Below are 26794 nucleotides of genomic sequence, written 5' to 3' on the forward strand. Positions count from 1 at the left end.
CCCGCCTCGTGCTCGCGCAAAACCGCGATGATCTGCTCTTCCGTGAACCGCTTCCGCTTCATCTGTCCGTCCTTCTTGGAGGCCGGACTCTAACTCCAGGTGGAGGAAATTCTCAGTGGCAGGTCAGAATGACGGAGCCACCCCAGTCGATCTCCACCGCTAGAGACGCCGCCGGTTTGATTTCGACGAATTCGAGTCATTGGGATCCTGGCAGCCTCACCGCACCGCTCCCCAGCAGCGGCGACTGATTCTTGCCGTCGGCGGGTCAAGATTGATTTGATTGTTTCACTTTGCAGAGAAAACTGCAATGAATGTAGCGCCACTTTTGGCGATTGTTGAAGTCGCAATCACAGGCATTATTCCATGGATGACCTAGATCGAAGGATCCTTGCTGCTCTACAAAAGAACAACCGGCTCTCATTTGCAGAACTGGCGGAATTGGTCGGTTCCTCGGCAGCGTCAAGTATGCGTCGAGTGAACAAGCTGCGTTCTGATGGCGTGATCGTTGCGGACATCTCGCTGGTGGATCCGAAGGCGGTTGGCAAATCGCTCACCGTTGTTGTCACGGTTGAGTTGGACCGTGAGCGTCTTGACCTCGTCGACGATTTCAAGCGCGCGATGCGCGCGGCCAAAGAGGTTACTCAGTGCTACATGGTTACGGGCGACGCCGATTTTGTGCTGATCGTGGCCGTTGAGGACGTCGAGGCCTTTGACGTCTTCGTCAAGACAAAGCTCTATACCAACCCTAACGTCCGAAAATTCCAGAGCATGATTTCGCTCGATCGTGTCAAATTCGAGCCGCGGGTAACGTTGTAGACTTGGGCGGGTTGCGCTTAAGCCATCACTCCGGGCCGCGTTTTGAAACCGCCATTGCGCGTCCACCATCAGATTGAGCTTTTTCGACTGGAGAACCGTGCAAACTAAGGGGCTCAGCCGATCCCGCGTCGGATGCTGTGTCGACGCGGGCAAAGCAACCGTCTCAGTTTAAGGAGAAAAAATGGCGACCCCGAAGACACAGATCTTGCCGGTTCTTCCCAGTGTCGATGAGCGTTACTTTGATCAACGGCGCTACCCGGATGGAATCGCTTTTATGGATGGGCAATACCTGCCGATGTCCGAGGCCAAAATCTCCGTGCTCGATTGGGGGCTCCTGCACTCGGACGCCACTTACGACACGGTGCACGTCTGGAATGGCAGGTTCTTCCGATTGGATCTGCACCTTGACCGTTTCTTCAGGGGCGTTGAACGTTTACGAATGAAGCTGCCCTACGATCGCGACACGATAGTGTCGATCCTCAAAGATTGCGTCGCTTTGTCGGGCCATAGATCGGCATACGTGGAGATGATCTGCACGCGCGGTTCGTCGCCGACATTCAGCCGCGATCCCCGCCAAGCGGAGAACCGCTTCATCGCGTTCGCTGTCCCTTTTGGGTCGGTTGCCAACAAGGAACAGTTGGAAAGAGGTTTGCACGTCGCGATCAGCGAGACCGTGCGCATCCCGCCTAACTCGGTCGATCCCGAAATCAAGAACTATCATTGGCTCGATCTGGTGAAGGGCCTTTTCGACGCCTATGACATGGGAGCAGAGACAGCGCTGATCCTAGATACGAATGGATACATTGCGGAGGGGCCTGGCTTCAATGTGTTCGTTGTAAAGGACGGGTCGCTGAGGACGCCCGCTTTTGGGGTGTTGCCGGGCATCACGCGCCGGACTGTGTTCGACCTTTGCGCCGAGATTGGGCTGTCGGCCACGGCTGCTGATATTAGTCGCGCTGAGATCAAATGGGCTGACGAGGTGTTCATCACCTCGACGGCCGGCGGCATTATGCCCGTGACCCGTATCGACGACACCGCGATCGCTAATGGGCTTGTCGGATCCATCACCCGCCGGCTCATGGATCTCTACTGGCAAAAGCACGATGATCCGGCATGGTCGACTGCTGTCATCTACCCGTGATCGGAAATGAGACATGCGGCAGCAACTTTGCGAGCGGCTTCGTGACGATATCGATGAGCTTACCTCATCGAGGCGACGGCCCCTCGATATCGGCAGCGATTACCCCTCGATGATGAGCACATACTTGTGTAGGGCCTACTTCATGCGGTTCCTGCGGAGTTTCCGATGAAGAACGCTTTCACTGCCTATTTGTCGACGGAAATGGCTGAGTTGAAGTCTGCGGGGCTTTACAAATCCGAGCGGGTCATCACCTCGACCCAGTCGTCCGAGATCGAACTCGCGGATGGCAGCAAGGTCCTGAATTTCTGCGCCAACAATTATCTCGGTCTCGCCGACAATCAAGATCTGCGGGATGCGGCCAAGGCTGCGCTCGACCGCTACGGATACGGCATGGCGTCGGTCCGCTTCATCTGCGGAACTCAAGAAGAGCACAAGCAACTTGAGGCGCGCATCTCCTCATTTCTCAAGATGGAAGATACGGTCCTCTATTCATCCTGTTTTGACGCTAATGCCGGTCTGTTCGAGACGCTGCTCGGCGAGGAAGACGCCATCATTTCCGACGCGCTCAACCACGCCTCCATCATTGACGGCGTACGGCTTTCAAAGGCCAGGCGCTTCCGCTACGCCAACAATGACATGGCCGCGCTGGAAGAAGAGCTCAAGAAGGCCGAGGGCAGCCGCTTCAAATTGATCGCGACCGATGGCGTCTTTTCGATGGACGGCATCATCGCCAATCTTGGCGGCGTCTGCGATCTGGCCGAGAAACATGGTGCGATGGTCATGGTCGATGACAGCCATGCGGTCGGCTTCGTCGGCAGGCATGGGCGCGGCACGGCGGAGCATTGCGGGGTCGAGGGCCGCATCGACATCATCACTGGCACGCTGGGCAAGGCGCTCGGCGGCGCCTCCGGCGGCTACACATCGGGCGGGCGCGAGGTCATCGACTGGCTTCGCCAACGCTCGCGGCCGTACCTCTTCTCCAATACGCTGATGCCAGCCATTGCAGGGGCGTCGCTGAAGGTTTTCGATCTGATCGAACAAGGCGATCCGCTGCGCAAGAATCTCTACGCCAACGCCGACCGCTTCCGCTCGAAGATGTCGAAGGCTGGCTTCACGCTGGCTGGCGCGAACCATCCGATCATCCCTTTGATATTGGGCAACGCGAACCTCGCGCAGCAGATGGCCAAGAAGATGCTCCAGCGCGGCATCTATGTGGTCGGTTTCTCCTTCCCCGTAGTGCCGAACGGCCAGGCGCGCATCCGCACGCAGATGTCTGCCGCGCACTCGAGTGCGGATGTCGACCGTGCCGTCGAGGCCTTCACAGAGATAGGCAGGGAATTGGGAGTCATCTGATGTCCAACATGATTGGAGACCGGAATAAGGTAGGGGGTGTCAGGCCGCAATTGCGAGGCGATAGTAGTTGGGATGGCCTTGCATCGACGCCAACTTTCGAATCTCGGCTGCGACTTTGGCATTGCTCGTGCCGACATCGAGTCACAGTAGTCTCAGGAAATGGCAGCCAATAGCATCCAGAGCGCCACAATAGATAATTCCTAACTTTTACTGGGCATGCGGAAAATGCCGAAATTTTGCACCGACGCAGCGGCCCAGGGGGCGACGGGCTATCTGACGATTGATCTCTCCGCCGTCTGTCGCAATTACGAGAAACTTGCTTGGATGCTGACGCCAGCCCGCGCGGCCGCCGTCGTGAAAGCCGATGCCTATGGCCTCGGTGCGAAACCTGTTTCAAAAGCTCTCTACGGCAAAGGCTGCCGACGTTTCTTCGTTGCCCAGTTCGCTGAGGCCGTCAAACTGCGGCCTACGCTCCCGCGCGATGCCCAGATCTTCGTGCTGAACGGACTGCAACCTGGCAACGAGATACCCTGCGCAGAAAGCGGCATCGTCCCGGTTCTCAACTCGCTGGAGCAGTGGCGGCAATGGTCAGAAGCCGCCCGCCGCCTCAGGCGAACTCTGCCGGCCGTGCTGCAATTTGATACGGGTATGTCGCGGCTCGGCTTTCCGCCGGAAGAGCGCTCGGCTTTGGCGGACGCCCTCAGCGAAGGCAGTAATGTCGAGATATCCTTCATCATGAGCCATCTTGCCTCGGCTGACGACGCGGATTGCAAGCTGAACCACCAACAGCTTGCCCAGATGAACCGTATCGCGGACGAGTTCGCTGGCTTCGACATCTCCTTTGCCAATTCCGGAGGCGTATTTCTCGGCGATGCCTACCATGGCGTCCTCGCCCGCACGGGTATCGCGCTCTATGGAGGCGCGCCGACTGCCGAGGAGCCGAACCCGATGGAGCCGGTGGTCAGGATCGATGTCGCTGTCGTGCAGACGCGCATCGTGCCAGCGGGCACAAGGGTAGGTTATGGCGGCGCACATGTCACGCGTCAGGAAACGCGTCTCGCAACAATTGCAGCCGGCTACGCCGACGGCCTGCCCCGCAGCCTGAGCGATCGCGGCGCAGTCTATTATGAGGGGGCTCGTTTGCCGATCGTCGGTCGCGTTTCGATGGATAGCATGACTGTCGACATAACGGCACTGCCTGAAGACGCGCTGACACTAGGAAGCCTGGTCGAAGTGCTCGGTCCACACCAAACGCTCGAGGACCTCGCGCGCGATGCCGGAACAATATCCTATGAAATCTTGACTGGCCTCGGCGATCGATATCTTCGACAGTACCGCAAAGGAACCTGACGTCTCCATCGCGGCATAAACTTCGGCCGCCAGACTCAAGACCATCAAGGGGCTCACGCATTACGCGTCATCTGCAAACCTGGCCCACACAATCCGACCGATTACAGTCAACCCGCTCCAGCAAAGACCGGGACCAATCAACTAGTCTTCCGCAAACGGACCCGACAGACGCCCTCATGATCTCCCTCACCAACAGCTGACCGCTACTCAGGCCTCCAACTTTCAAATAGCCGGTCAGCACCCTCGTACATCGGACCTGCGGCTCAGCCGAATGAGTATTACTGGGCCGGAAGGGGCCGGTCTTGGCCATGCGGCCTTTCTAGGCATCGATCGCTCTCATGCCCCCATTCGGATGCCAACCACTACCTGCTTTCGCCACGCAGGATCGTCTCGGCGGCATCAGCCAGCACCTGACAGCCGAGCACCAGGTCGGCGTCGTCTGTGTTTTCGGTCCAGTGATGGCTGATACCGCCGATGCTTGGCACGAAAAGCATCGCGGCTCTCAGCTTGCGAGCCACGACCTGTGCGTCGTGACTGGCTCCGCTTGGCATCCTCACATAGGCACCGGGCGCATGGCGCGCGGCAGCATTCTCTATCGCTGCCTGGAAGGCGGGATCCATGTGCCATGGTTTACCGGCCTCGGTCCGCTCGATCTCCGCGCGGCAGCCGGTGCTGATCGCTGTCTCTTCGACCAGTTCTCTTAGTGCCGCGTCGAGGCGCTCGAGCACCGGCATCTCTGAATCCCGGAACTGGAACAGCATCTCTGCCTTGCCCGGAATTATGCTGGGAGCGCCCGGCTCCAGGCTAATGCGGCCTGTGGTCCAGACGGAACGCGGTCCGGCCACTTTCGGAAAGCGCTCGGCAATGGCCGTCGCCAGCGTCGCTGCAGCGACGCCGGCATCCTTTCGGATAGCCATGCGCGTCGTACCGGCGTGATTCTGGATGCCGCGAAAGACGATTGAGTACTGCCAGAGCCCGACGATGCTCGTAACAACACCGATCCGGTTGCCCGAGGCTTCCAGCGCGTCGCCCTGTTCTATGTGTGCTTCCAGATAACCGACGTAGCGTTCCGGTTCCAGCAGAGATCTGGGAACACCGGTTAGGCCGGCTGCACGGAGCGCTTCCCTGAGCGGCAGCCCATGATGGACATTCACAGCGCGGTCGATCTCCGCCTCGTCGATGTCACCGATGAATGAACGACTTCCAAGCATTGAGACATAGTGACCTTCTTCATCCGCCCACGCCACTGGGGCGATGGGAAGGCCAGCGCAGTCCGGCGTTTCCGCGAACGTCCGGGCAATCTCGAGGCCGTACATCACGCCAAGCGCCCCGTCTAGCCATCCGGCATGGTTCTCGGACTCTGCATGCGATCCGATCAATAGGAATCGCCGTTCCGAGAGAGGGGTGCCGATCACATTGCCCACCCCGTCGATATGCGCCTGAAGCCCTACGGCTTCGTATTGCTGCGCAAGCCAGCGGCGGCTGTCCATATCCTCTTTCGAATACGTCGGGCGATGGACACCCGTCCGGTACGCTCCGAATTGCGCGAAACGTCTGAGCTCCAAGAGCAAGCGCCCGGCGTTGATCTTTAGCATCTGCTGCACCGTCCCGTAGTTCGTCCTGAATAAGTTTAAGTTATAGACTAGTGCTGACTCCCTTTGGACGGCTTGTCGGCGGTATGCTGGGTCGGCCAAGCGGGGCTCAGCACAGGTCCTGATCGGCTGTCAGCATCGGCCACCCAGCTTTCCCAGACCGCCTTGAACTTGTCGAAAGGGCGATGTCGGAATTCCACGGCGAAAAGACTGCGAACCTATCCTAAGGACAGACCGCGGTAATCGATCACGGTTCACCAAGTCGCAACGAGCCAAGCTCATGTAACAATGCCGAGCCTGTGCGAATCCCGCTGTAGAAGCAATCAAGTGTTAGATTTTCATTCGGCGCGTGGTTTGCTTCATCATGGTTCGCGTACGGCGTTTCGAAAGCAGGAATGCCGAGTATCTTGGTGAAGACATAACTGGGCAGGCTGCCAAAACCCGCTGGGATAAGCAGGGGCTCCTCTCCTTGCGCTGCGACGAAAGCACGGCGTAACGGCGCGGTGAAGGGCGAGGCTACAGGCGTCTTTGATGGGGACATGTTCTCCATCGCGATGAGCTCCACATCGGGCGCGTGTTGCTTCACATGCGCGGCGACCTTGCGCAGTATGTCCCCGGGGTCCTGCGCTTCCACGAGCCGTATGTCGCATTTTACAAAGGCCTCACTGGGCAGGACGGTCTTGCTGCCAGGCCCGCCATAGCCGCCATGGAAGCCATTGATCGTCAGCGTCGGGCGGAAGCACAGGCGCTCGTAGAAGGGCCGTGCCGCCGGCGCATCGAGCCGCACGAGCCCGAGGCTCTGCTTATAGGCCTCAACGTCGAGCGGCAGGCGCTCGATTGCGGCCAGTTCCTCCGGAGACGGAAGCTCGATACCGTCGTGGAAACCGTCTATGGTGATTTCGCCGTCGGCGTTCTTCATGGTTCCGAGAAGGTGCACCAACGTCCAGATCGGATTGGGCACAACGCCACCAAAGTTACCCGAATGCAAGTCGCCGTTGGCATGGCGGCAGCGCAGCTCAAAGGAGAGCACGCCACGCGAGCCGAATTTGATCACAGGCGCGCCGCTCGCATGGCGCGGGCCGTCGGCCGTGACGGCAAGATTAGCCTTTAGGATTTTCGTGTTGGCGCGCACGAAATCGGCAATGTGCGGGCTGCCGATCTCCTCTTCGCCTTCCAGCAGCAGGATGACGTTGCAGGGCAGCGCGCCATGCACCTTGAGGTGGGACTCAATTGCCAGGATCTGCGCAAAATGCTGGCCCTTGTTGTCGCCCACGCCGCGTGCGTAAAGGCGACCGTCGCGAATGGTCGGCTCGAAGGGCGGCGAGAGCCATTTGTCGATCGGGTCAGCCGGCTGCACGTCGTAATGGCCATAGAGCAATACCGTGGGCTTACTGAGGGCCTTTTCCCACCGCGCGACGACCATCGAGTGCCCGGCCGTCGGCACCAGGCTGGTTTCGAGTCCTATCTCCGTCAGCATTTTGACCAGGAGGGCACCCACTTGGTCGATACCTGCGTTCTCGGCACTGATGCTTGGATGACGAAGATACTCCATCAGGCGTTCGAGAGACCTGGTGCGGTTCTCATCGATATACTCGAAAACGGCATTCAATGTCTCGGATGATGTCATTTCTTTGGCCTGTGATGAAAGGGGAAGACTGGTTCTCAGGGGAGTTAGCTATCTAGCAAGCCGGCGCTGCAAGCCTGGAGTTGGTGGCGGCATGCATCCCACATAATCTCTCGTTGAGCGAATCTCGCAGACTTGGGCGCGAGTGTCCCGTTAGTGCCGGCCGCTTCGACACGATCAGGAATAATTCTATACGCCCGGGTCGGGTTTAATTAGTAACGTGGACCATTAGTGAGTCGAGAAGATCGGTGTAGCAGGAGACCAAAGTTTAAAAGCCGACAATGACCTGCGCTGGATTATGATAGGTTCGATGCTTCGACGTGGCGAACCCACATGCCCACTCCTGGCCTCGACGATTAGGTCGAAGGCGTCCTGGATGCCATCCTCGCGCCATCGATGCGAATTCCGCTGCCACGGCCATGGTTCCACGTTCGGGTTCGCAGCCGCCCTCGCCAAGTTTATCCAACGAAGATCAGACGAACGGTCTTGCAGGCCAACTCCTTGATTTGCGCCGAGCGAGGCGTAGCTGCGCCGACGAGAGCTTCTTTGAGCCCCACATAACTTAAAATAACTCTTCATGACGAACGGTCCGTGCCGAAATCGTTCTTATTGTGAAATACCTCCTCCACGAAACAGTGCCTTTTGAAATGTGCCTGATCGGCATCATTTAACATCGCCCCACTCCAGTCCGCCGACACTTGAGGTACCCAGCACCGTCTCGACCAGATTCACCCAATACCCGATGCCATAAGGCAGCGCTTCGTCATTGAAATCATATGCCGGGTGGTGCACGCTAGCGGTCGCTCCATTCCCAAGAAAAATGAACGCGCCTGGCCGGGCCTCAAGCATGTAGGCGAAGTCCTCCGCCCCCAAACTGACTTTAAGCTTGTCGTCCACGGAGGCAGGCCCCACGAGATTGCGTGCCGCCTTTACCGCTAAATTGGTTCCCTCCGTGTGGTTGACAGTAACCGGGACGGATCGACGATACGTGAACTCGATATCTGCACCGAATCCGCGCGCGATACCCTGAGCGGCTGCCAAAATCTCTCGTTCGGCGAAGTCTTGCAGGCCCGATGCGAGAGTCCTGACGGTTCCGGCGATTTCAACCTGATCGGGAATGACGTTGTAGGCCTGTGCGGCGCTCAACTTGGTTACGGAGATCACCAGCGCCTCCCTAGGATCGGTCTGGCGCGAGACCAAGGTTTGTAGGCCCATGATGATCTGTGCTGCAATGACAACGGGATCGATGGTCCGATACGGGTGGGCCGCATGGCCACCCCTGCCCTTCACGACGATATCGAAGTCGTCTTGCGATCCCATGATCGAGCCATCGCAAATGCCGAACTTGCCGATCTCCATGCCTGGCTGGTTATGCATGCCAAAAACTTGGGAGATGCCGAAACGGTCCATGATTCCTTCTTGGACCATCCTTAGGGCACCCGACGGCAATTCAACCTCTTCTGCCGGCTGAAAGATCAGGGCGACGGAGCCCTTGAACTTGCGCGTCGACGCGAGGTATTTGGCAGCGCCCAGCAGCATGGCCGTATGGCCGTCATGGCCGCATGCATGCATTTTGCCCGGTATTTTCGACGACCAGGGTTTGCTTGAGGCCTCGATAATTGGCAGGGCATCCATATCCGCCCTCAATCCGATCGTCGGCCCGTCTCCGTCCTCGCCCTGAATCAATGCGACGATGCCGGTTTCAGCTATGCCCGTTTCGATGTGATTGATCCCGAATGAAGCCAGTTTCTCGGTCACGAACTTCGCTGTATTGTGTAACAGGTAGTCGAGCTCGGGATTTTCATGGAGGTAGCGTCGCCATTCGGTTGTCTCTCGCTGCAAATCGCCCCGGAAAGCTTCAACGCTTCTCATGTTGCACCAGCCCTTTTTAGACACATTCCGCCGAGCCGTTTCGATGTCTTTCTCCAGCCGCGTAGCATATTCTTGGTTGCAAAAGGACGACGAGGGTCAATCGAATCCCTTTTTGAGCGCGGCATAATGCTCCTCAGAAGCATGAGACATGACGGAGAGGGATTTGCACCGAAATGCGCTGCCTGCTGATATGTAAATTGCAAAAAAGCGGCGCAGTTTGAAATGTTGTGAGCTTCTGGACGCAACTTGGAATCTACCGAAGGAAGCCAGATCGAGCCCAGATCGTTCTCAGCTATTGCAGCGGGATCATCTGGCGCGTCTCCGCGCGTCACACGTTCTCTTATCGAATGTGAATGCCCGTAGAACCTCAAGCTTGCCCGAAAGAATATGTGAACGTTGTTTAGTCGAACCTGAGTTCGACTATTTTGCCGGCATTAAGGTACAGTACTGGCATTTTCAGGGTAAAATTACGCCCACGGCCGCAGCGGGCAAAGAAAAAACAGAAAATTATTCAGAAATACATCGGAGGCAGCGACCAAGGCGAACCAGATAATCTTATCGATACTAGAGCGGGATGAGATTAGCTCAGTCATAACCTGAGTTTTGTCAGATAGTTTGAGCACTCGACGGGTGTAACGCAGTTGAGGATGTGACCGATAACGTCGCCGACGGTTTCGACGGTCCGCTTTGCAGCCTTTCGCAGCCAGTGCTTGAGCTTAGCGAAGATCTGTTCGATCGGATTGAAGTCGGGCGAGTATTTCAGCAGGAAGAAGAGCTTCGCGCCGGCCTGTCGGATCGACAGCCCCTCGGCGTGCACGAACTCCCACACCGTGCTATAGTCGACCTTCAGGCCGAGTCCGGCCCGCCAAAGGGGCTTGGCGTAAACGACCCAGTCGAGGTGGCGGACCCCGCCAAGCCGGCGTCTGAACACGACGGGCTTAGCCAGTTCGGCGAGACCGCCGAAGAAGTTCGACCGGCCTTCGTCATAGGCCGCCTGCAGTTACTCGAGGAACAGGCGCCGAAACAGGCGCGACAACACGCGCACGGGCAGGAAGAACCCCGGCCGGCATGAGATCCAGCGCTTTCCATCAAGGGAGATGCCACCACAAGGCCGATGCAATGGAGGTGGGGAGGTAGTGCACCGCGATGTGTGCGATCTCGGCGCCGAGATGTTTGGGATCGGCAGCGATCGTGCGCAGCGTCTCGGCGACCGCCTTGAACAGAACCGTGTAGCCGCCGCCTTGTTCTGGAAGGCGATCGCGGCCGGCAGCGTGAACACCACGTGGAAATAGGGAACGGGCAAAAGTTCGGTCTGTCGCGCCGCGAGCCATTCCCGGCAGCCCTTTCCCTGGCACTTGGGGCAATGCCGGTTGCGGCAGGAAATGTAGGCGACGCGGATCCCCGCATGAAGCACACCCTCCACATGGCCGCCAAGCTCAGCCGTCCGGCACAGTTCGATGGCGGTCATCGTGCGGCGCTCGACGCGTCCGAGATAGGCCGTCATGGGCCTCCCGATAGTGTTCGCCGTGGCGGCGGAATATATCCGCCAACCTCCAGTCTCGCCGACATGGGCGAAACCGATCAGCCGACGGCACGACCTCGATGTTCAGCCGGTCGAGGGGGTTCTGTCCGCCGGATGAGGCCGTTCGAGACCTTCGTGTAGCGCGTTGTGCTCGATAGATTGTTGTGGCCGAACAGAACCTGGATGATGCGGATATCGGTGCCATTCTCCAGCAGGTGCGTGGCAAGCTGTGCCGCAGCGTGTGGACCGTCACGCGCTTGTCGATGCCCGCCGCGGCACGGGCCGAGCGACAGGCCGAATAGAGAACCTGCACATCGATCGGCGCGGTTCCCTCACGATCCGGGAGCAGCCAGTTCTTGGGCTTCGCCAGACGCCAATAGACCCGCAGAATCCGAAGCAGTTGCGCCGACAGCATCACATAACGGTCCTTGCCGCCCTTGCAATGCTCGACCCGGATGACACCGCGTTCGCTGTCGATTTCGCCGACCTTCAGGCCGACGGTCTCCGAAGCGCGAAGCCCGCGGCATAGGCCGTAGTGAACACCGTGCGCGTCTTCAGACTCGGCACCGCTTCGAGGAACCGAACGACCTCTTCGGCGCTCAGAACCACCGGCAGCGTGCGCGGCGAGCGGGCATAGGATATCCGCTCCGGAACCTCGGCATGGCCCAACGTCACCCGTAGAAGAACCGCAACGCGCACACCGTCTGGTTGAGAGCCGGCCACGAAATCCCGCCCGATTGGGTCAAGGCCGTGTTTTTATAAGGCTTTTCGAGGCGTGCTCGGACGAACCGGATATGGAATACGCCATGCTCGACGCCACCATCGTCAAGGTCCACCGCAACGGACAGGGCGCAAAAGGGGGAAGTCGTTTCGCTTTCTCCGTACGATTCAGGCAGCCATGGCAAGCGAGGCCTTATGACGTATGAACTCCGATCCATCTTTCAGCATGTGGTGCAACACCACCGCCAGCTTACGTGCGAGCGCGACCCGTGCCTTTCTCGGGCCCGCACGCCTCGCGACCCGCAACGCCCAGCTCTTCAAATCCGAGCCTTTGACAGGTCGCGTCAGGATCACGTTTGCCGCCTCGTAAAGCGCGGTTCGCACGCTTGCATCGCCAACTTTGGAGATGCGACCACTATACTCAGTCTCGCCCGATTGGTATTTCTTCGGCGTCAGTCCGAAGTGCGGGCCCACCGCACGCGAGGAGCGAAAACGCTCGGGAGCATCGACAGCCGACACGAAGGTCAACGAGACCAGCACGCCGACGCCTGGCGTCGTCATGAGTCGGCGAGCGTTCACATCGTCAGAGCCATGGCGCGGAGCCGCCGCTGAAAGTCGGCAAACTCCCCAGCGAGTACTTCGCGCGCCTTCAACAGCGACGCGGTGATCACCTCCAGAGTATGGTGGCCCTCCGCCAGTTCCCGGATTCGTGCGGCATAGGTCCGACGTGTGGTGGGACGTACTTTGAGCCCGAAGCCGCGCAAAATGCCCCGAATGCTCATCTCGATGTCGTTGAGCTTGCTCTGGATGAGTTTGCGGGCGCTAAGCATCGCCCGCACTTCCTGGGCCGGCAGTGACTTACAATGCACCGGCCTGAACCAGCCGAGTCGCATCAACTGCGCGATGCCGCGCGCATCGTTTTTGTTGGTCTTGACTGGCATCGTTTGAAGGCAGTGCGTACATGCCGCGTCTCGAGCAGCTCGACTGGGCGACCCGCCTTTGTCATTCCGGCATGAAGCCATTGCGACAAAGGCCCTGCCTCCACCCCGATTCGTTCCACTGGCACGCCGCGCTCGGCAAACCAGGGGATTAAAGCGGCCGGCTCGCTGAGCACTTTCGCTCCCGGACGATCCGCCCATCCGTGGCGACAATGCACACGCTGGAATATTTCAATGAAACATCAATCCCGGCATAGTACTTCACCGTCGTCTCTCCTTTGATGCTTGGAGCAGGACAATCCTGACTCCGCCACACCATCATTGTGAGGGACGACCACCGTTCCTTCAAACCTGGCCGGATCGGACGCGCCCGTTACCCCATCTCAAAGCCAGGCCATAGGCCGCTCCAAGGGCGGCATGACCACCAAATCTCGCCCTGACCGATGCTTTGGGCAATCTCGTGCGCTTCGTGCTGCTGCCGGGCCAGAGGTTCGACACACTTGGGGTCGCGCCACTCATCGACGGCCTCGCCTTCGGCGGCTTGATCGCCGACAAGGCCTTCGACAGCAATTACATCGCCGATCTGAACGAACGCGGAGCCAAGATCGTCATCTCACAACATCCAAGGCGCGCTTGAGTCCCATTTTTTTGCGGATGCCAGCGATCATCTCTGCTGTGGCCGACTTGCCGGCGATCATGACCGCCGGGTCGCCGGGCGCCAGCCTGTGAAGCAGGAAGACGATATCCCGACCATCGCCATGACGGCGACGGTCGAAACGAATCTGCGTAGGATATACGCGGCCATTGCGTCTCAGGTCTTCTGCATGTTCCACATCGGGGTGAGCAGCGGCATCTCGATGAGCCCGGTGAGCGTCTTGCTGCGCGCGATTGGCGCAACATATTGACCCAAAAAAACGAAGCCGACGACGAAGTCCCACCAGATATGTTGCATCTGGCGGGCCAGTGCCTTGCGATCCTCAATTGTATTGACATCCGCCCATTTGGCCCGAAGGGCTTCATACTCGTCGTTCTGCGGCCAGCCGTACCAGCCCTTCTCGCCATTCGCGCCTAGGAAGGCTGCGGAGATCGGATCGCCGATTTCGCCGATGGAATCAGAAGAGCTCGTCATGAAGATGCTCCAGCCGCCGTCCTCAACGGGACCCTTGTTCGCCCGGCGTGCGATAAGCCCGCCCCAGTCGCTCGGCGCAAGCTCGGCATTGATCCCAATCTTGCGCAGCGTAGCCGCCAGTAGCTGCGAGGCGTTGTTGTTCCAAGATACGTTCGTGGCCTGGAGAATGACGACTTTTTCGCCGGCATATCCGGCCTCCTTGAAGAGCTGCTTGGCTTTTTCCGGGTCGCCGCCCTTCTTGTACCAACCCGTATTTTCGTCATTCGAATAAGGTGTATTGTTTCCAAATAGCGAAGTGACGGTGTGGCCGTATTTTGGATCGGGGGCCACGAGGCGCAGGAACGCCTCTTGGTCGACCAGGTGAAGCATCGCTTGACGCGCCTTGACGTTGTCGAACGGCTTCTGCAGACAGTTCATGCGCAGCCACATGTCGTTGCCCCCGGCGTCCAGGACCTGGAGTGCTAGGTTGGGATCGCTCTCGATTGCCGAGTAAAGGTCCACGGGCGGCTGCGCAAAGAAATCAACCTCACCCGCTTGCAAGGCCGCCAATGCAGTCTGCTGATCGGCGATATTGTCCCAGATGAGACGATCGACCTTGACGACCTTCCCGCCGGCGAATCCGTCGGACGCTTCGCTGCGCGGTACGTATTTTTCATTGCGATCGTAGGCGACGCTCACGCCCGGCTTGGCAAGAGCATGGTTGAACTTGAACGGCCCCGATCCGATATTTGCGGTCACCTGCTCGGTTGCGGGGCGATCCGCATCCTTTTCTCGCATGATGAACAGCGGGTACCCCGAGATTTCCGCCAGCCGATCGATCAGAAGCCCCAGTGGTTCCTTGAGCGCGATCGTGAAGGTCTTGTCGTCCTTGTTCGAGATAGCCCTGGCCCGCTCCATAACCAATTGTCCGCCGGAAGTCTGGCCCCAGCGACGGATCGAGGCCACACAGTCCGCCGCAGTGACGGGGGTCCCGTCGTGCCAGCCTAGCCCATCCCGCAGTTCGAACGTATAGGTCTTCCTGTCGTCAGAAACGCCCCACTTGCCCACCATTTGCGGCTGCGGCATAAACTTGGAGTCGAGCGCAAACAGCGTGTCGTAAATCGCCAGGGCGTGGTCGTAGGCGATGGTAGCCGTCGTATAGTACGGGTCGAAGACGCTGAGGTCACCTTGCATAACCATGCGCACCGTCCGAGCGTCGGCTGGCGCCGTCTGTGCCCGCAGGACCGACGGGATCGATACCGCCGTTCCGGCGGCCATGCCTGCCTTAATAAAGGCGCGTCGAGAGATCGTCATGTTCAGTCCTCCCTTTTGAGCCACTGGCGCGGTTAACCCGCGCTGCCTGGGTCTTGTCGACACCACGCGCGAAGCATTCGCCTGTTCCTTCTAACAACCGCCTGATCGGGCACCGGCAACTTAAAAACGCTATCATCCGGGAGCGTAGAGTTTGCGCCAAAATGCGTCGGCTGCTGAAATACGGACCGCACAAAGCGTTGTCGTTTGAAATCGGCAACATCTGCGCGCCCCACACGGCAGATCATCTTCAGTCGCAGGGGTACGTCGACGGGGTTGCCGTAGCATTCGAAGTGATGCCCCGGACCATAGGATTTCAGCTTCAGCGCGTGGTACTTGGATAAGGACTAAGCGGTAGCGAATATCGCTTCGGCCCTTTGCCTTTTGTTCCGCCGAAGACAGGCAGCGCCAGACGTTGATCGGTAAGTCCGGCCCTTGCTGGATAAGCGAGGTTGTGGTGCGGTGATGTTTAGGCGGACCCGCTGGTGCGGTTCGTTCTTGCATGATCGCGATTGATTTCGTCGCGGATTGCCGCGAGCTGCTGTCGCTCTATCTCGGTTGTCCGGATGCCGCGCCATCGCTCGGCTGCCCGGATGGGGCGGCATACATCAGCTTCAGCAGATCGAGGTGCCGAAATCGCCGCCGAGCATGTCCCGCACCCAACGTATGAACTGAACCGGCATAGGATCATTCAGTCCCATTTTTTCGCGGATGCCGGCGATCATCTCTGCCGTGGCCGACTTGCCGGCGATCATGGCCGCCGGGTCGCCGGGCGCCAGCCTGAGAAGCAGGAAGACGAAGATCCCGACCGTCGCCATGACGGCGATGGTCGAAACGAATCTACGTAGGATATCGGCGGCCATTGCGCCTCAGGCCTTCTGCATGTTCCACATCGCAATGAGCTGCGGCATCTCAATGAGCCCTGTGAGCGTCTTGCGCCGCGCAATTGGTTTGACAATTTGACCCAGCCTGACGTCGCCGACGAAGTCCCACCAGATATGTTGCATCTTGCCGGCCAGTGCCTTGCGCTCTTCGAGCGTTTCGACATCTGCCCATTTGGCCCGAAGAGCCTCATATTCGTCGTTCTGCGGCCAGCCGAACCAACCTTTTTCGCCAGCGGCCAGGTAGACCGCACCGATCGGATTGCCTTGGATGAAATCGGAATCGCTCGAGATGAACATGCTCCAGCCGCCGTCCTCAACGGGATCCTTTTTCGCCCGGCGAGAGCTAAGCGCGCCCCAGTCGCTTGGCGCAAGCTCGGCATTCACCCCGATCTTCCGCAGCGTGGCCGCCAGTAACTGCGAGGCATTGTCTTGTTCCTGCCAGGATGTTGAATCGAGAATCACGACCTTCTCGCCGGCATATCCGGCCTCCTTGAAGAGTTGCTTCGCCTTGTCCGGATCACCCCCCTTCTTGTACCATCCGGTATTTTCGTCGTTGGAATAGAGCGTGTTGTTTCCAAATATTGAAGTTAAGGGTCGCGTATATTTTGGATCGGGGGACACGACTTGCAGGAACGCCTCCTGGTCGACCAGGTGAAGCATCGCTTGGCGCGCCTTAACATTGTCGAACGGCTTCTGCAGGTGGTTGATGCGCAGGCACCAGTCTTCTCCCGTCTTGTCCAGGACTTGGAGTGCAAGATTGGGATCGCTCTCGATTACCGAGTAAAGATCCACGGGCGGCTGCCAGATGAAATCAGTCTCACCTGCTTGCAAGGCCGCCAATGCAGTCTGCTGATCGGAGATACTCTCCCAGATGACACGATCGACCTTGACGACCTTCCCGCCGGCGAATCCGTCGGATGCTTCGCTGCGCGGTACGTATTTTTCATTGCGATCGTAGGCGACGCTCGCGCCGGGCTTGGCAAGAGCATGGTTGAACTTGAACGGCCCCGATCCGATATTTGCGGTCACCTGCTCGGTTGCGGGGCGATCCGCATCTTTCTTGCGCATGATGAACAGCGGGCGTCCCGATATTGATGCCAGCAGATCGATCAACAGCCCCAACGGTTCCCTGAGCTCGATGGTGAAGGTCTTGTCGCCCCTGTTCGAGATATCTTTCGCTCGCTCCATGAGCAGTTGTCCGCCGAAATCCACCTGGCCCCAGCGACGGATCGAGGCCACACAGTCCGCCGCTGTGACGGGAGTCCCATCATGCCAAATCAGACTATCCCGGAGCTCGAACGTATAGGTCTTCTTGTCGTCGGAAACGCCCCACTTGCCCATCATTTGCGGCTGCGGCATAAACTTGGAGTCGAGCGAGAACAGCGTGTCGTAGATGGCCAAGCCATGGAAGGTGGCGATATCAGAGGTCGTAAAGATCGGATCGTAGACTGTGAGGTCGCCCATCACCATCCTCACGGTCCGCGCGTCGGTTGGCGAGGTCTGTGCCCGAAGGATCGATGGAATCGACACGGCCGTTCCGGCAGCCACGCCCATCTTAATGAGATTGCGTCGAGAGATTGTCATGTTCCAGTTCCCCTTTTTGAGCCACTGGCGCGGTTAATCCGCGCTTATTAGGTCTCGTCGACCACCGGCGAAGCACTCGCCTGTCGTCTCCAACAGATGCCTATTGAGGCATGACGTTAGATAGCACCTGGGCAGGAGGGGTTTGCGCCAAAATGCTTCGGCTGCTGAAATACGGACCGCACAAAGCGCCGTGGTTTGAAATGTCGCCAGCATCGCCGCGCTGCACGGTAGCGCATCTTCGGACGCAGGGGTAACTGCTGAAACTGGGACGCCACCCTCCTCCAGGAGCTCGCGCTCGTCAGCGCAGACCCGGCCGAGAATTTTGCCGCCAACAAGGTTGTTCCCGGCCAGACCAAGTCGGCTGACGGTCGGTTTTTTTGATCCGATACTTCCATGCGGTCTATGCCAATTGTAGCGGTGAACCCCTCGTGTCAAGTTCGGCGGTGCGTTCGTCTGAGGTGTTGTAGGCGCACGCATACGGATCAGCGCCCGTGTCGCGCACCAGCGCCGCCAGGCCGTCCGGACCCTTCCTGAGGTCGACCGGCCGCGTCGCCACATAGACTTTTGCTCCGGCAGGGACCCTGCCGCCCCCACGGCCCGGATCGCCTCGACCAGAAGGGTCGGTGCTACACCGCTGCCCACGCGGATCGTCGCGTCGCCGATGACGATCTCCAGACCGCTCTCACGATCACTATCGCCAGGCGCCAAATTCCACCGGCGCCAAGCTCTGCGTCTGGACCTTCGGCTTTGCCGGCGGGATCGCGATGGCGCCGGAGCGGATCGCCTTGCGCTGCCACGCAAACACCTGCTGCGGGCTCACCCTATGCGCTCGTGCCACCGCCGAGACATTCGCTCCCGGCGTCATCGCCTCTTCCAGAACCCGCGCTTTTGCTTCATCCGACTAGCGACGGCGCAGCACCGCCGGGCTCTCGTCGAGACGATCACGCACCGCCTCGATGACTGTAAATGTTCCAAATCTGGATTTGGGTGCAGACTGCAAACAAATGAGCGTGCGCGAGATCCGTGGCCACCTGGAGGAGCTCTACGGCATAGACGTCTCGCCGGACTTGATCTCGGCGGTGACCGATGCCGTCCTGGAGGAAGTGGCCGAATGGGAGAACGGCCGCTCGATGCGGTCGATGCGCTCGTCTTCTTCGACGCGATCTGGGTCAAGATCAGGGACGAGGGCTTCGTTCGCAACAAGGCGATATACATCGCGCTCGGCATACTGCCCGACGGCACCAAGGAGATCCTCGGCCTCTGACTGGATCAAGCAGACCGAGGGCGCCAAGTTGTGGCTCCGCGTCATGAACGAGCTGAAGAACCGGGGCGTCGCCGACATTCTCATCGCCGTCGACGGCTTGAAGGGTTTCCCCGAGGCGATCAACTCCGTCTTCCCAGGCGATCGTCCAGACCTGCATCGTGCATCTGATCCGCCATTCGCTCGAGTTCGTGTCGTGGAAGGCGCGGCATGTCGGCCGCGGCGAGCCACTGAAGATCGGTGAGATTATCAAGGTGTTGAGGCCGCGGATCCTGAAGGTGATCGGCAATCTGCTTCGGCGCAATCCGAAGTCGGTCAGACATCGCAGCATGGTGTAGGGGCGCTGCTGGGCAACCTTTCCAAACGTCAGCGGCACCGAAATCAGCAAGCACAACGTCGCCATGGTAACGTTTTTTCCACCTCGCTGTGTAATTTCGTTTAGGCAGGCACCAGAATGATCCTGGAAGACGTCGCCTCTTCGACTTTTGTCATGGAATAGAGCAATGGCTTATATTCGCCGTGCCTCCAGCTTGACGCCAGATCTGCATAATGTGCAGAGTACGGAACGCCGGACTGTCCAGGATTATTAACAAAGAGACTTTCGTCCCAGCTTCCCACGTCAATAATCATACGTACAGACGGACCGCCGACAACTGAAAAATCACCTAACCGATAAGTTGCATAATTGAGAGTCGAGCTGCTGCCGCCTAATCCCATCGGTTCCAAAGACCAATTCGCAGTTATGACTGACTGGAGAGGATGCCGTAGATAAAGTTTGTGGAGACGTCCCCATGACCAACCTGCGGGTTCTCCTCCCATCAACGTCGAACATTCCGTCCAGGCGTCCACGAGACTAGTTTGAAGAGCTTCAATCAATTCCCGATCTGGCGCAGCGTTTTCCAACCACGCGGCAATGCTTGGCGCATCAAACGGCATGAGCAACGGAATGACTTGAGCACTCGCGCCTTCGCGCCTCGCGACCAAGGGGCCAAGGTGCTTGCTCAGCCAGACCTCAAACAGACGAAGTAGGTGGTAGTTCCGGCCGTTGGTGTTCACGCCGGCGGCCGACAGCATGGAATAGATGCCGGACAATGGCGCTGAGGAACATCAGCCCGACATTTCGCTGGTGGACCCGAAGGCGCTCGGCAAGTCGTTCACCGTCGTGGTCACGGTGGAGTTCGACCGCGAGCGGCTGGACCTGCTCGATGACTTCAAGCGGGCCCTGCGCGCAGCGCGGGAGGTCTCGCAATGCGATATGGTCACGATGCGGACTTCGTGCTCATTGTGCCGGTCGAGGATGTCGAGGCCTTCGATGTCTTCGTCAAGACCAAGCTCTACACCAACCCGAACGTCCGCAAATTCAAGAGCGTGATCACCCTGGATCGCGTGAAGTTCGAGCCCAGGGCCCTTGGTTTAAGCGGTATCTGGCTGAACCGTTTCCATCACCCCCCGCCAGTTTTTGAAGCGCGCGTTGCGCCTGCAACGCCACTTTGATTGCATTCCGTGCGCCGAAGTTGCGATCATATTCACGCGGCTAGGCTGAGCTGGCTGCCCGGAACGAAGGGGCCAGGCGCCTAGACGGCGCGGGGTGCGGGACATGTGTTTGCGGTGGTGAGCCGTATCAACATTCGAGCTGCCGTGATGCCAGGCCTCCGGGCGTCCAGCGCGGGTCAAGACGACCGGAGGCGCGGACTGCACGGTATTGGAGGATCCAGGAATGACACTTGCCGCAACTGAGACCGCAACGGCTCTGCCAGCCGTCGAGCAGCACCACCGGGACCATCGGCGCTATCCTAATGGAGTAGCATTCATGGACGGGCAGTACCTACCCATGTCCGAAGCCAAGATTTCCGTTCTGGACTGGGGTTTCCTCCACTCCGACGCCACTTACGACACGGTCCACGTATGGGACGGTCGCTTCTTTCGGCTTGACATGCACCTCGACCGCTTCTTGCGGGGCATGGAACGGCTGCGCATGAAGCTACCTTACAGCCGGGTTGAAATCCAGGCCATCCTCACCAACTGCGTCGCGCTGTCCGGTCATAAGTGCGCCTACGTTGACATGATCTGCACGCGTGGCGCGTCGCCGACCTTCAGCCGCGACCCGCGTCAGGCCGAGAACCGATTCATCGCCTTCGCGGTGCCGTTCGGGTCCGTCGCCAACAAGGAGCAGCTTGAGCGCGGCCTGCACATCAACATCAGCGACACGGTACGCATCCCACCGAAGTCGATCGACCCTTCCATCAAGAATTGCCACTGGCTCGACCTCGTGAAGGGCCTGTTCGATGCCTATGACTATGGCGCGGAAACGGCGCTGGTCGTCGATGCCAACGACAACATCGCCGAAGGTCCCGGTTTCAACGTCTTCACCGTCAAGGACGGCCGCCTCAGGACGCCGGTGTACAGCGTCCTCCCCGGCATTACGCGCCAGACGGTGTTCGACCTCTGCAGCGAGCTTGGCCTGTCTGCCGCAGCCGGCGACGTCGGGCGCGGCGAACTCAAGGCTGCGGACGAGGTGTTCATCACCTCCACCGCCGGCGGCATCATGCCAGTGACGAAAATCGACGACGCGGCGGTCGGCGACGGAAAGGTCGGCGCCGTCACCTGCAAGCTGATGGATCTTTACTGGAAGAAACACGCGGACCCTGCCTGGTCGATCCCGGTATCCTACCCGTAATCCCACGCACGTTGTCACGCGGTGCGCAGCCCTGGTCTTCGATAACGGGAACCCTTGCATTCACCTGCCACAAGGACTTCATCATGTTCTTTACCGTTTTGACCGCCGAATTCATCCACGAGACCAATACCTTCAACAAGAACCCCACCGACTACGATGCATTCACGAAGTACTTCGTCTATTTCGGCGACCACGCCATCAAGGAGCGCGGCCATGCCAATACCGAGCTGGCCGGTTTTTGCGACTGCGCGCGAGACTACGGCTGGAAACAAACGCATGTTCTGAGCGCTGCCGCCGAACCGGCCGGTGTTGTAACTCGTGACGCTTTCGATCGCCTGGGCGGGGCCATCGTGAAAGCCGCCGGTGAACACAAGGAGAAGCTGGATGGCATTCTGCTTGGGCTCCATGGCGCCATGGTCACGGAGTTCTGCGAGGATGCGGAAGGCGAGCTCCTAGAGCGGCTGCGTGCAGTGGTCGGGCCGGACATGCCTATTGCAATCGCGCTCGATCACCATGGAAACGTGACGCAGAAGATGTGCGAGCTTGCCAATATAGTCGTGTCTTACAAGACCTATCCCCATGTCGATATGCGCGAGTGCGGTCGGCTTGCCGGCGCGATTCTCCAGCGCACTATGAAAGGAGAAATTCGACCACGCACCCTGCGCGTGCACCGCCCGATGCTGGAAGAGGTTAATTGCGGCCGCACCGATGTCGGTCCGATGATCGATCGGATAGCCAAAGCCATCGCCTATGAGAAGGAGCCTGGCGTTTTCGCGGTCAGCATCAACACCGGGTTCGCCAATGCCGATATCCGCGAGATCGGCCCGGCGGTCACGGTCACCTATGACGGCAACGAGGCCAAGCATCGCGCCTTCGCCGAGGGGATCGCTGACGACATATGGAAAAAGCGGTTTGAAGTCATCAATGACTATATGTCGGTCGAGGAGGCGGCCGAGATCGCCAAGGCTTACAAGCGCGGTAAAGGCCCCCTCATCATCGCCGACTATGCTGACAATCCTGGTGGTGGTGCCTATGGCGATTCAACTAATCTTTTGAAGGCGTTGATAGACGCCGGGATTACCGATGCCGCCTTTGGGCCAATGGTTGATGCGGAAACAGCCAAGCAGCTGCATCGCCACACCGTGGGCGACCGCGTGAAGGTGCAGCTGGGTGGTAAGTTCGATCCGCGCTTCGGAGGGGGGCCCTTGGAACTCGAAGGCGAGATTTGCCTGATCAGCGATGGTTTCTATACTTGCGACGGTCCGATTTTGGGCGGGTTACATTTTTGCTTGGGCGAGACTGCGGTTTTGCGCGTCGGGGGCATCGACGTTCTCGTGGTGAGCGAGCCAACTCAGATCCTGGACCTGCAGCAATTCCGCGCCTTCGGCATCGATCCTGCCGCTAAGACCGTGGTCGGCCTCAAATCAATGCAGCATTTCCGCGCTGCCTTCGAGCCGATTGCCGGCAAGGTGATTGTCTGTGACAGTGGCGCTCTCACCACACCGCATTGGGAAAAACTGCCCTATCGGAACGTGCCGCGGCCAATCTTCCCGATCGATCGCGAAATCGAGGTGAAGTCTTAGGATTGCTGGAAAAAGGGGGTTGGGGTGCACGCTTGCCGGATAGGCGAATCCACGAAGTCCGATTTGGCGACCGGCTTCAAGCGAAGGGAGCGCCCTCGAGGGGAGGCGGAGGATGCCCTGGGGCGCGGCTACGCTCGGGTGCGGTACCGCGAGTTACCGCAGGTTAGCGGACAGATCGACTCACGAGCGCCGATGAGCGCGCCGCAGATCGCCGATCGTGACGCGCTCCGCTCGGCCACGGCGCGATTTGAACCACCAACCTGCTCGCACGCCTGTTCGGCAGGTGATCCCGCATGCCTTTGGCGAGCGCGCCGTGCTGAAGCTGATGTATGCCGCCCTTATGGCATGACAGCGGTCGTCAAGCGCGTCACTTCGTGGATGTCACCGGTGGTGCTGCGCGACGGCAGTCCCCGTTACGCGCTCGGCCCGCGGCGGGCTGCGCATTTCCCCGCGGTGATGCAAGCGCTGTCGAACCCGATCAATCATGCATGGATCGTGCAGGAGACGGTGGAGGCGCCGCGGCCCTGGACGCAGGGCTATGCCCTGGAGGTCGAGGCTTCGCTGCCGGAAGGCGTGCTCGCGGCATTGCGCGACCGCGATCCCGATGTGGCGGCGGTTGGCAACGTCGGCGGCAGCATAAGCGCGATCCAGTTCGATGCGGACGACACGATGATTGGCGCCGCGCGCTGGCGCGCCGAGGACACGCCGATCGGTCTCGGCAGCGGGTCGGCGCGGCGCGGGGCGCGGTTTAGGCTGGACCAGGCGCGGAGCTGAGCGCGGCCGGTGTCTGGCTGGGAATCCGACGCGAAGCCGGCCCGCATTCGTGCGATCAAACGCTGCAACCGTTCCGATTCGAAGCTGGCCACGATTCCGATCAATAACTCCCGGGAGAAGGCTGCGAAGCACCTAAACTGAGCCTGGGTCAGCAACTTCGGCATCAAGCACCTGGTGGGGAACGGCGAGGGCTTAAGCAAGCTGACCATGCGGCAACTGAGACAGATGCTCCGGCTTGCCGAAGGCAGAAGAAGCGCCCGCGACATTGCCCTGATGCGGGGACGACCGCAGCCCCGTTCCCTACAATCTGAAGCGCGCCGTGGCGGGCGGGCTTAGCTTGGCCGCCGCTGGACGATCTGACGGACGATGTGCTCGAGAATATCCGCTGACACAATTTTCGAGATTTCGCGGGCTCTCCCGTTCTCGTCAATCAACCGGGGCAAGGTCGCTCAACCAATCTCAGTCCGAGGAAACCGCAGGAGCCGGTAACCACGACGTGTGCATGGGAGCTGTATTATTGCCGGCTCAGCGCCGAACGAACGGTGGCCTTGGCCAGCACAAGGCAAGGATCAATCAACGGTATGTCGCTGCCAGTATCCAGTCCGACCAGGGCAATTTCCGAGCAGCCGAGGACGATGGTCTCCGCTCCGCGCGCTACCACCGCGTCGATCAGGCCAAGGATCTCGGATCGGATTGCATGACCTAGATCGCCGGTGTTGATCCGAGCGAGAGCGAGCATCAACTGCTCGAGCTCATCGGCTGTCTGTAAAACGGGTATTAGATCGCGGCTAGCAAGCCGATTCTGATAAAGGTCGGACCTAAGGCAGCCGTCCGTGGCCAGCAGACCCACACGCCTGCACTGCGGGAAATCGGAACGGATTGTTTTAATTGTCTCTTCGACCATGCTGATGAAGGGAACTGAGACTGCCTGCCGCAGTTCGTCCTCATAGACATGAGCAGCATTGCAGACCATTACGATAAAATTCGCGCCAGCGGTTTCGAGGCGTCTGCCGCTCGCGGCAAGTGCAGCCGCCGCACTAGGTCCAGTACCGAGGATAGCCGCGTTGATATCCGGAACCTTCGGATTGCAATCGACGATCATGTGGAGGTGGTCGCGATTACTTTTGATCGGCGTATGCTCCAAAACAGAATTCATAAAGGCGACAGTGGCCATGGGGCCGAGCCCGCCGATGATTCCGACCGTTCTTTGCGGCATGCCAGTCTCTCGTCGCTGATCTTAAATTTGAACGCTGTATATAAGGTGCGTAATGTCGCTAATCCCTAGTCATCGCTGACGTGAAGCCAGCAGTCCGGTCACTTTGCCCGCGTCCGACGATCCGGCAACTCACCCCGTCGTCACTACGCAGCATCGGGTGCGTCTTCTAGCTCGCACAGTTCCTTCGACGAAGGAGCTCAATCGGATGCTGAAGGCGCAATAAATCTTGCAAAATGCGGCCGAGATTGATGGCCACATCATGCCCTCGAAATTTGAGCCGGTTATCCTGAGCAGGGCGGCAGCCGCGTCCTCGTTGACCAGGTAGGTCGCGAACGACGGCGACACCGACGGCTAACGAATATCAGCGATGGCGCCATGTTGGTCTTCACCCAGGTTTCGTCGATGAAGACTAGGCGCCTGGCCTCGATCCGTCCCCAGCGCGCCCGCTTGCGCGCGATGTCAGCTCGGCTCTGTTCCGCCGCGACGACGTTTTTTTTGAAGCTCCAGCCCCTCGCGATGGACAAACTCCCAAACAGCCCTGTAGTCGACCTTCACACCACGCTCGGCCAGTTCCGCCACCAGCCCCCGCAGCGTGAAAGGACCCGAGGGCACCCGCCCGCGCAGCCAGTCGGCATGCGCACCGATAGAACGCGCGGCGTGTGGCCGCCAATCTTGCCGGGAGAGACACTGCCGGTCGCGCGGCCAGACCATTTGGAGACGCAGGACGGGCTGATCCGCAAGGCTGCTGCCACCGCGCGCACCGTCTCACCCGCCGCAACCCATCGCGCGTTCACGAAGATCAGTCGAATAGGGTTTTGTCATCCATGCCGGCCTTGCAGCCCCGGCATGACGCTTGAATCAGATCAGGCCTAATTTGGGGATCTCCCGATTCCGAAAAATCGCATCCCGCTCTAGTGTCCTGATCGACAAATTTATGAGATCATGTTTTTCCATCTTGGAGGACATGATTGATGGGCAAGGCAGCGGTAGAGATCGTTTTGACGGCGCAGGAGCGGAGTGAACTGGAGGGTCTGGTTCGTCGCCGTGGCACGGCGCAAGGGCTGGCGCGACGAGCGCACATAGTACTGCTGGCGAGTGACGGGATCGAGAACAAGGAGATTGCCGCGCGTCTTGGCGCGATGCCCAACACAGTGGGCAAATGGCGCCGGCGCTTTGCTGAACAGCGGCTCGATGGCCTTTACGATGAGCCACGTCCCGGCGCGCCGCGGCAGATCGGCGATGAGGAGATTGCCGAGACGATCCGGTTGACGCTGGAGACGACGCCGCGGGACGCAACCCATTGGAGTTTGCGGTCTATGGCGCAGGCCGTTGGCCATGCACGCGGGACTGTCAGGATTTCCGTGTACGGGCGGGCGGTTGAACATTATGCCGCCATGGCCCTGATGAAGCGCTCACCGAAGATTACGGCGAACTGGGCCTTTGCCATGGACCATTCACGTGGCGGCAT

At 59.3% G+C, this 26794-nt stretch carries 16 protein-coding genes and 10 pseudogenes; 11 read left to right on the plus strand and 15 right to left on the minus strand.

Annotation, left to right across the window (positions count from 1 at the left end; all coding sequences use genetic code 11):
• Positions 1-363: 363 nt before the first annotated feature.
• The 4 genes from JQK88_RS33875 to alr all read left to right on the plus strand — a co-directional run bounded on the left by JQK88_RS33875 (position 364) and on the right by alr (position 4660).
• Complete coding sequence (locus JQK88_RS33875) at positions 364-816, plus strand: Lrp/AsnC family transcriptional regulator (protein ID WP_203280915.1); 453 nt, start codon at positions 364-366, stop codon at positions 814-816.
• A gap of 181 nt (positions 817-997) precedes the next feature.
• Positions 998-1957 carry an aminotransferase class IV gene (locus JQK88_RS33880; protein ID WP_203280916.1) on the plus strand — a complete coding sequence of 320 codons (960 nt, stop codon included), beginning with the start codon at positions 998-1000 and terminating at the stop codon, positions 1955-1957.
• Between the two features lie 165 nt (positions 1958-2122).
• Complete coding sequence (locus JQK88_RS33885; RefSeq protein WP_203280917.1) at positions 2123-3310, plus strand: glycine C-acetyltransferase; 1188 nt, start codon at positions 2123-2125, stop codon at positions 3308-3310.
• A gap of 225 nt (positions 3311-3535) precedes the next feature.
• A complete protein-coding gene (gene alr / locus JQK88_RS33890) occupies positions 3536-4660 on the plus strand; it encodes an alanine racemase (protein ID WP_246750174.1) in 1125 nt (374 codons plus the stop codon).
• 362 nt (positions 4661-5022) lie between these two features.
• On the opposite strand, the gene JQK88_RS33895 is transcribed toward alr, so the two are convergent.
• From JQK88_RS33895 to JQK88_RS33930, 6 genes and pseudogenes are all read right to left on the minus strand, one after another.
• A complete protein-coding gene (locus JQK88_RS33895; protein ID WP_203280919.1) occupies positions 5023-6255 on the minus strand; it encodes a hydantoinase/carbamoylase family amidase in 1233 nt (410 codons plus the stop codon).
• Positions 6256-6499: 244 nt separating this feature from the next.
• Positions 6500-7879 carry a M20/M25/M40 family metallo-hydrolase gene (locus JQK88_RS33900; RefSeq protein ID WP_203280922.1) on the minus strand — a complete coding sequence of 460 codons (1380 nt, stop codon included), beginning with the start codon at positions 7877-7879 and terminating at the stop codon, positions 6500-6502.
• 660 nt (positions 7880-8539) lie between these two features.
• On the minus strand, positions 8540-9748 hold the full coding sequence (locus JQK88_RS33905; RefSeq protein WP_203280923.1) for a M20 aminoacylase family protein: 1209 nt from the start codon (positions 9746-9748) through the stop codon (positions 8540-8542).
• A gap of 589 nt (positions 9749-10337) precedes the next feature.
• Positions 10338-11343 (minus strand): annotated as a pseudogene (locus JQK88_RS33915) (IS91 family transposase).
• Positions 11338-12007, minus strand: a pseudogene (locus JQK88_RS36735) (tyrosine-type recombinase/integrase); the annotation flags it as partial. The pseudogenes JQK88_RS33915 and JQK88_RS36735, both read right to left, overlap by 6 nt.
• Before the next feature lie 151 nt (positions 12008-12158).
• A pseudogene (locus JQK88_RS33930) lies at positions 12159-13193 on the minus strand (IS110 family RNA-guided transposase).
• Positions 13194-13309: 116 nt separating this feature from the next.
• On the opposite strand from JQK88_RS33930, the pseudogene JQK88_RS33935 reads away from it, so the two are divergent.
• A pseudogene (locus JQK88_RS33935) lies at positions 13310-13562 on the plus strand (IS5/IS1182 family transposase); the annotation flags it as partial.
• Here JQK88_RS33935 and JQK88_RS36740 read toward each other — a convergent pair.
• The 6 genes and pseudogenes from JQK88_RS36740 to JQK88_RS33955 form a co-directional block, all read right to left on the minus strand.
• Positions 13546-13733: pseudogene (locus JQK88_RS36740) on the minus strand (ABC transporter permease); the annotation flags it as partial. The pseudogenes JQK88_RS33935 and JQK88_RS36740 overlap by 17 nt on opposite strands.
• A 6-nt stretch (positions 13734-13739) precedes the next feature.
• Positions 13740-15350 carry an ABC transporter substrate-binding protein gene (locus JQK88_RS33940; protein WP_203280927.1) on the minus strand — a complete coding sequence of 537 codons (1611 nt, stop codon included), beginning with the start codon at positions 15348-15350 and terminating at the stop codon, positions 13740-13742.
• A 617-nt stretch (positions 15351-15967) separates the two neighbouring features.
• A pseudogene (locus JQK88_RS33945) lies at positions 15968-16210 on the minus strand (ABC transporter permease); the annotation flags it as partial.
• Positions 16211-16216: 6 nt separating this feature from the next.
• Positions 16217-17815: an ABC transporter substrate-binding protein gene (locus JQK88_RS33950; protein ID WP_203280928.1), complete on the minus strand. Its 1599-nt coding sequence runs from the start codon at positions 17813-17815 to the stop codon at positions 16217-16219.
• A 330-nt stretch (positions 17816-18145) separates the two neighbouring features.
• Positions 18146-18293: pseudogene (locus tag JQK88_RS37700) on the minus strand (IS481 family transposase); the annotation flags it as partial.
• Positions 18294-18506: 213 nt separating this feature from the next.
• Positions 18507-18704 (minus strand): annotated as a pseudogene (locus JQK88_RS33955) (transposase); the annotation flags it as partial.
• A gap of 115 nt (positions 18705-18819) precedes the next feature.
• Between JQK88_RS33955 and JQK88_RS33960 the strand changes: the two are divergent.
• Positions 18820-19285 (plus strand): annotated as a pseudogene (locus tag JQK88_RS33960) (IS256 family transposase); the annotation flags it as partial.
• Positions 19286-19514: 229 nt separating this feature from the next.
• Here JQK88_RS33960 and JQK88_RS33965 read toward each other — a convergent pair.
• Complete coding sequence (locus JQK88_RS33965) at positions 19515-20150, minus strand: penicillin acylase family protein (RefSeq protein ID WP_203280930.1); 636 nt, start codon at positions 20148-20150, stop codon at positions 19515-19517.
• 174 nt (positions 20151-20324) lie between these two features.
• Between JQK88_RS33965 and JQK88_RS36745 the strand changes: the two genes are divergently transcribed.
• The 4 genes from JQK88_RS36745 to JQK88_RS33985 all read left to right on the plus strand — a co-directional run bounded on the left by JQK88_RS36745 (position 20325) and on the right by JQK88_RS33985 (position 24110).
• Positions 20325-20570: an Lrp/AsnC ligand binding domain-containing protein gene (locus tag JQK88_RS36745; RefSeq protein ID WP_246750175.1), complete on the plus strand. Its 246-nt coding sequence runs from the start codon at positions 20325-20327 to the stop codon at positions 20568-20570.
• 316 nt (positions 20571-20886) lie between these two features.
• The gene (locus JQK88_RS33975) at positions 20887-21753 is read left to right on the plus strand and encodes an aminotransferase class IV (RefSeq protein ID WP_376740490.1); all 867 of its coding nucleotides are present in this window, start codon (positions 20887-20889) and stop codon (positions 21751-21753) included.
• A gap of 83 nt (positions 21754-21836) precedes the next feature.
• Positions 21837-23336, plus strand: coding sequence for a M81 family metallopeptidase (locus tag JQK88_RS33980; RefSeq protein WP_203280933.1), 1500 nt, complete (start codon positions 21837-21839; stop codon positions 23334-23336).
• 345 nt (positions 23337-23681) lie between these two features.
• Positions 23682-24110 (plus strand): gamma-glutamyltransferase, encoded by a 429-nt coding sequence (locus JQK88_RS33985; protein ID WP_203280935.1) that lies wholly within the window; start codon positions 23682-23684, stop codon positions 24108-24110.
• A 514-nt stretch (positions 24111-24624) separates the two neighbouring features.
• Here the strand turns inward: JQK88_RS33985 and cuyB are convergent.
• Positions 24625-25326, minus strand: coding sequence for a cysteate racemase (cuyB, locus tag JQK88_RS33990; protein WP_203280936.1), 702 nt, complete (start codon positions 25324-25326; stop codon positions 24625-24627).
• 551 nt (positions 25327-25877) lie between these two features.
• The gene (locus tag JQK88_RS37705; protein ID WP_203280937.1) at positions 25878-26120 is read right to left on the minus strand and encodes a hypothetical protein; all 243 of its coding nucleotides are present in this window, start codon (positions 26118-26120) and stop codon (positions 25878-25880) included.
• Positions 26121-26297: 177 nt separating this feature from the next.
• Between JQK88_RS37705 and JQK88_RS34000 the strand changes: the two are divergent.
• Positions 26298-26678, plus strand: a pseudogene (locus JQK88_RS34000) (helix-turn-helix domain-containing protein); the annotation flags it as partial.
• Between the last annotated feature and the right edge of the window lie 116 nt (positions 26679-26794).

It is taken from the genome of Mesorhizobium caraganae (assembly GCF_016836705.1).
GTDB classification, from domain to species: domain Bacteria; phylum Pseudomonadota; class Alphaproteobacteria; order Rhizobiales; family Rhizobiaceae; genus Mesorhizobium; species Mesorhizobium caraganae.

What these genes read in the sequence shown, in the direction of transcription:
- JQK88_RS33940 (WP_203280927.1), bottom strand. Translation starts at nt 15,350, where the DNA reads ATGACGATCTCTCGACGCGCCTTTATTAAGGCAGGCATGGCCGCCGGA.
- JQK88_RS33965 (WP_203280930.1), bottom strand. Translation starts at nt 20,150, where the DNA reads ATGCTGTCGGCCGCCGGCGTGAACACCAACGGCCGGAACTACCACCTA.
- alr (WP_246750174.1), top strand. Translation starts at nt 3,536, where the DNA reads ATGCCGAAATTTTGCACCGACGCAGCGGCCCAGGGGGCGACGGGCTAT.
- JQK88_RS33885 (WP_203280917.1), top strand. Translation starts at nt 2,123, where the DNA reads ATGAAGAACGCTTTCACTGCCTATTTGTCGACGGAAATGGCTGAGTTG.
- JQK88_RS33875 (WP_203280915.1), top strand. Translation starts at nt 364, where the DNA reads ATGGATGACCTAGATCGAAGGATCCTTGCTGCTCTACAAAAGAACAAC.
- JQK88_RS33905 (WP_203280923.1), bottom strand. Translation starts at nt 9,748, where the DNA reads ATGAGAAGCGTTGAAGCTTTCCGGGGCGATTTGCAGCGAGAGACAACC.
- cuyB (WP_203280936.1), bottom strand. Translation starts at nt 25,326, where the DNA reads ATGCCGCAAAGAACGGTCGGAATCATCGGCGGGCTCGGCCCCATGGCC.
- JQK88_RS33900 (WP_203280922.1), bottom strand. Translation starts at nt 7,879, where the DNA reads ATGACATCATCCGAGACATTGAATGCCGTTTTCGAGTATATCGATGAG.
- JQK88_RS36745 (WP_246750175.1), top strand. Translation starts at nt 20,325, where the DNA reads ATGCGATATGGTCACGATGCGGACTTCGTGCTCATTGTGCCGGTCGAG.
- JQK88_RS33895 (WP_203280919.1), bottom strand. Translation starts at nt 6,255, where the DNA reads ATGCTAAAGATCAACGCCGGGCGCTTGCTCTTGGAGCTCAGACGTTTC.
- JQK88_RS33880 (WP_203280916.1), top strand. Translation starts at nt 998, where the DNA reads ATGGCGACCCCGAAGACACAGATCTTGCCGGTTCTTCCCAGTGTCGAT.
- JQK88_RS33975 (WP_376740490.1), top strand. Translation starts at nt 20,887, where the DNA reads ATGGACGGGCAGTACCTACCCATGTCCGAAGCCAAGATTTCCGTTCTG.
- JQK88_RS33985 (WP_203280935.1), top strand. Translation starts at nt 23,682, where the DNA reads ATGACAGCGGTCGTCAAGCGCGTCACTTCGTGGATGTCACCGGTGGTG.
- JQK88_RS33950 (WP_203280928.1), bottom strand. Translation starts at nt 17,815, where the DNA reads ATGACAATCTCTCGACGCAATCTCATTAAGATGGGCGTGGCTGCCGGA.
- JQK88_RS33980 (WP_203280933.1), top strand. Translation starts at nt 21,837, where the DNA reads ATGTTCTTTACCGTTTTGACCGCCGAATTCATCCACGAGACCAATACC.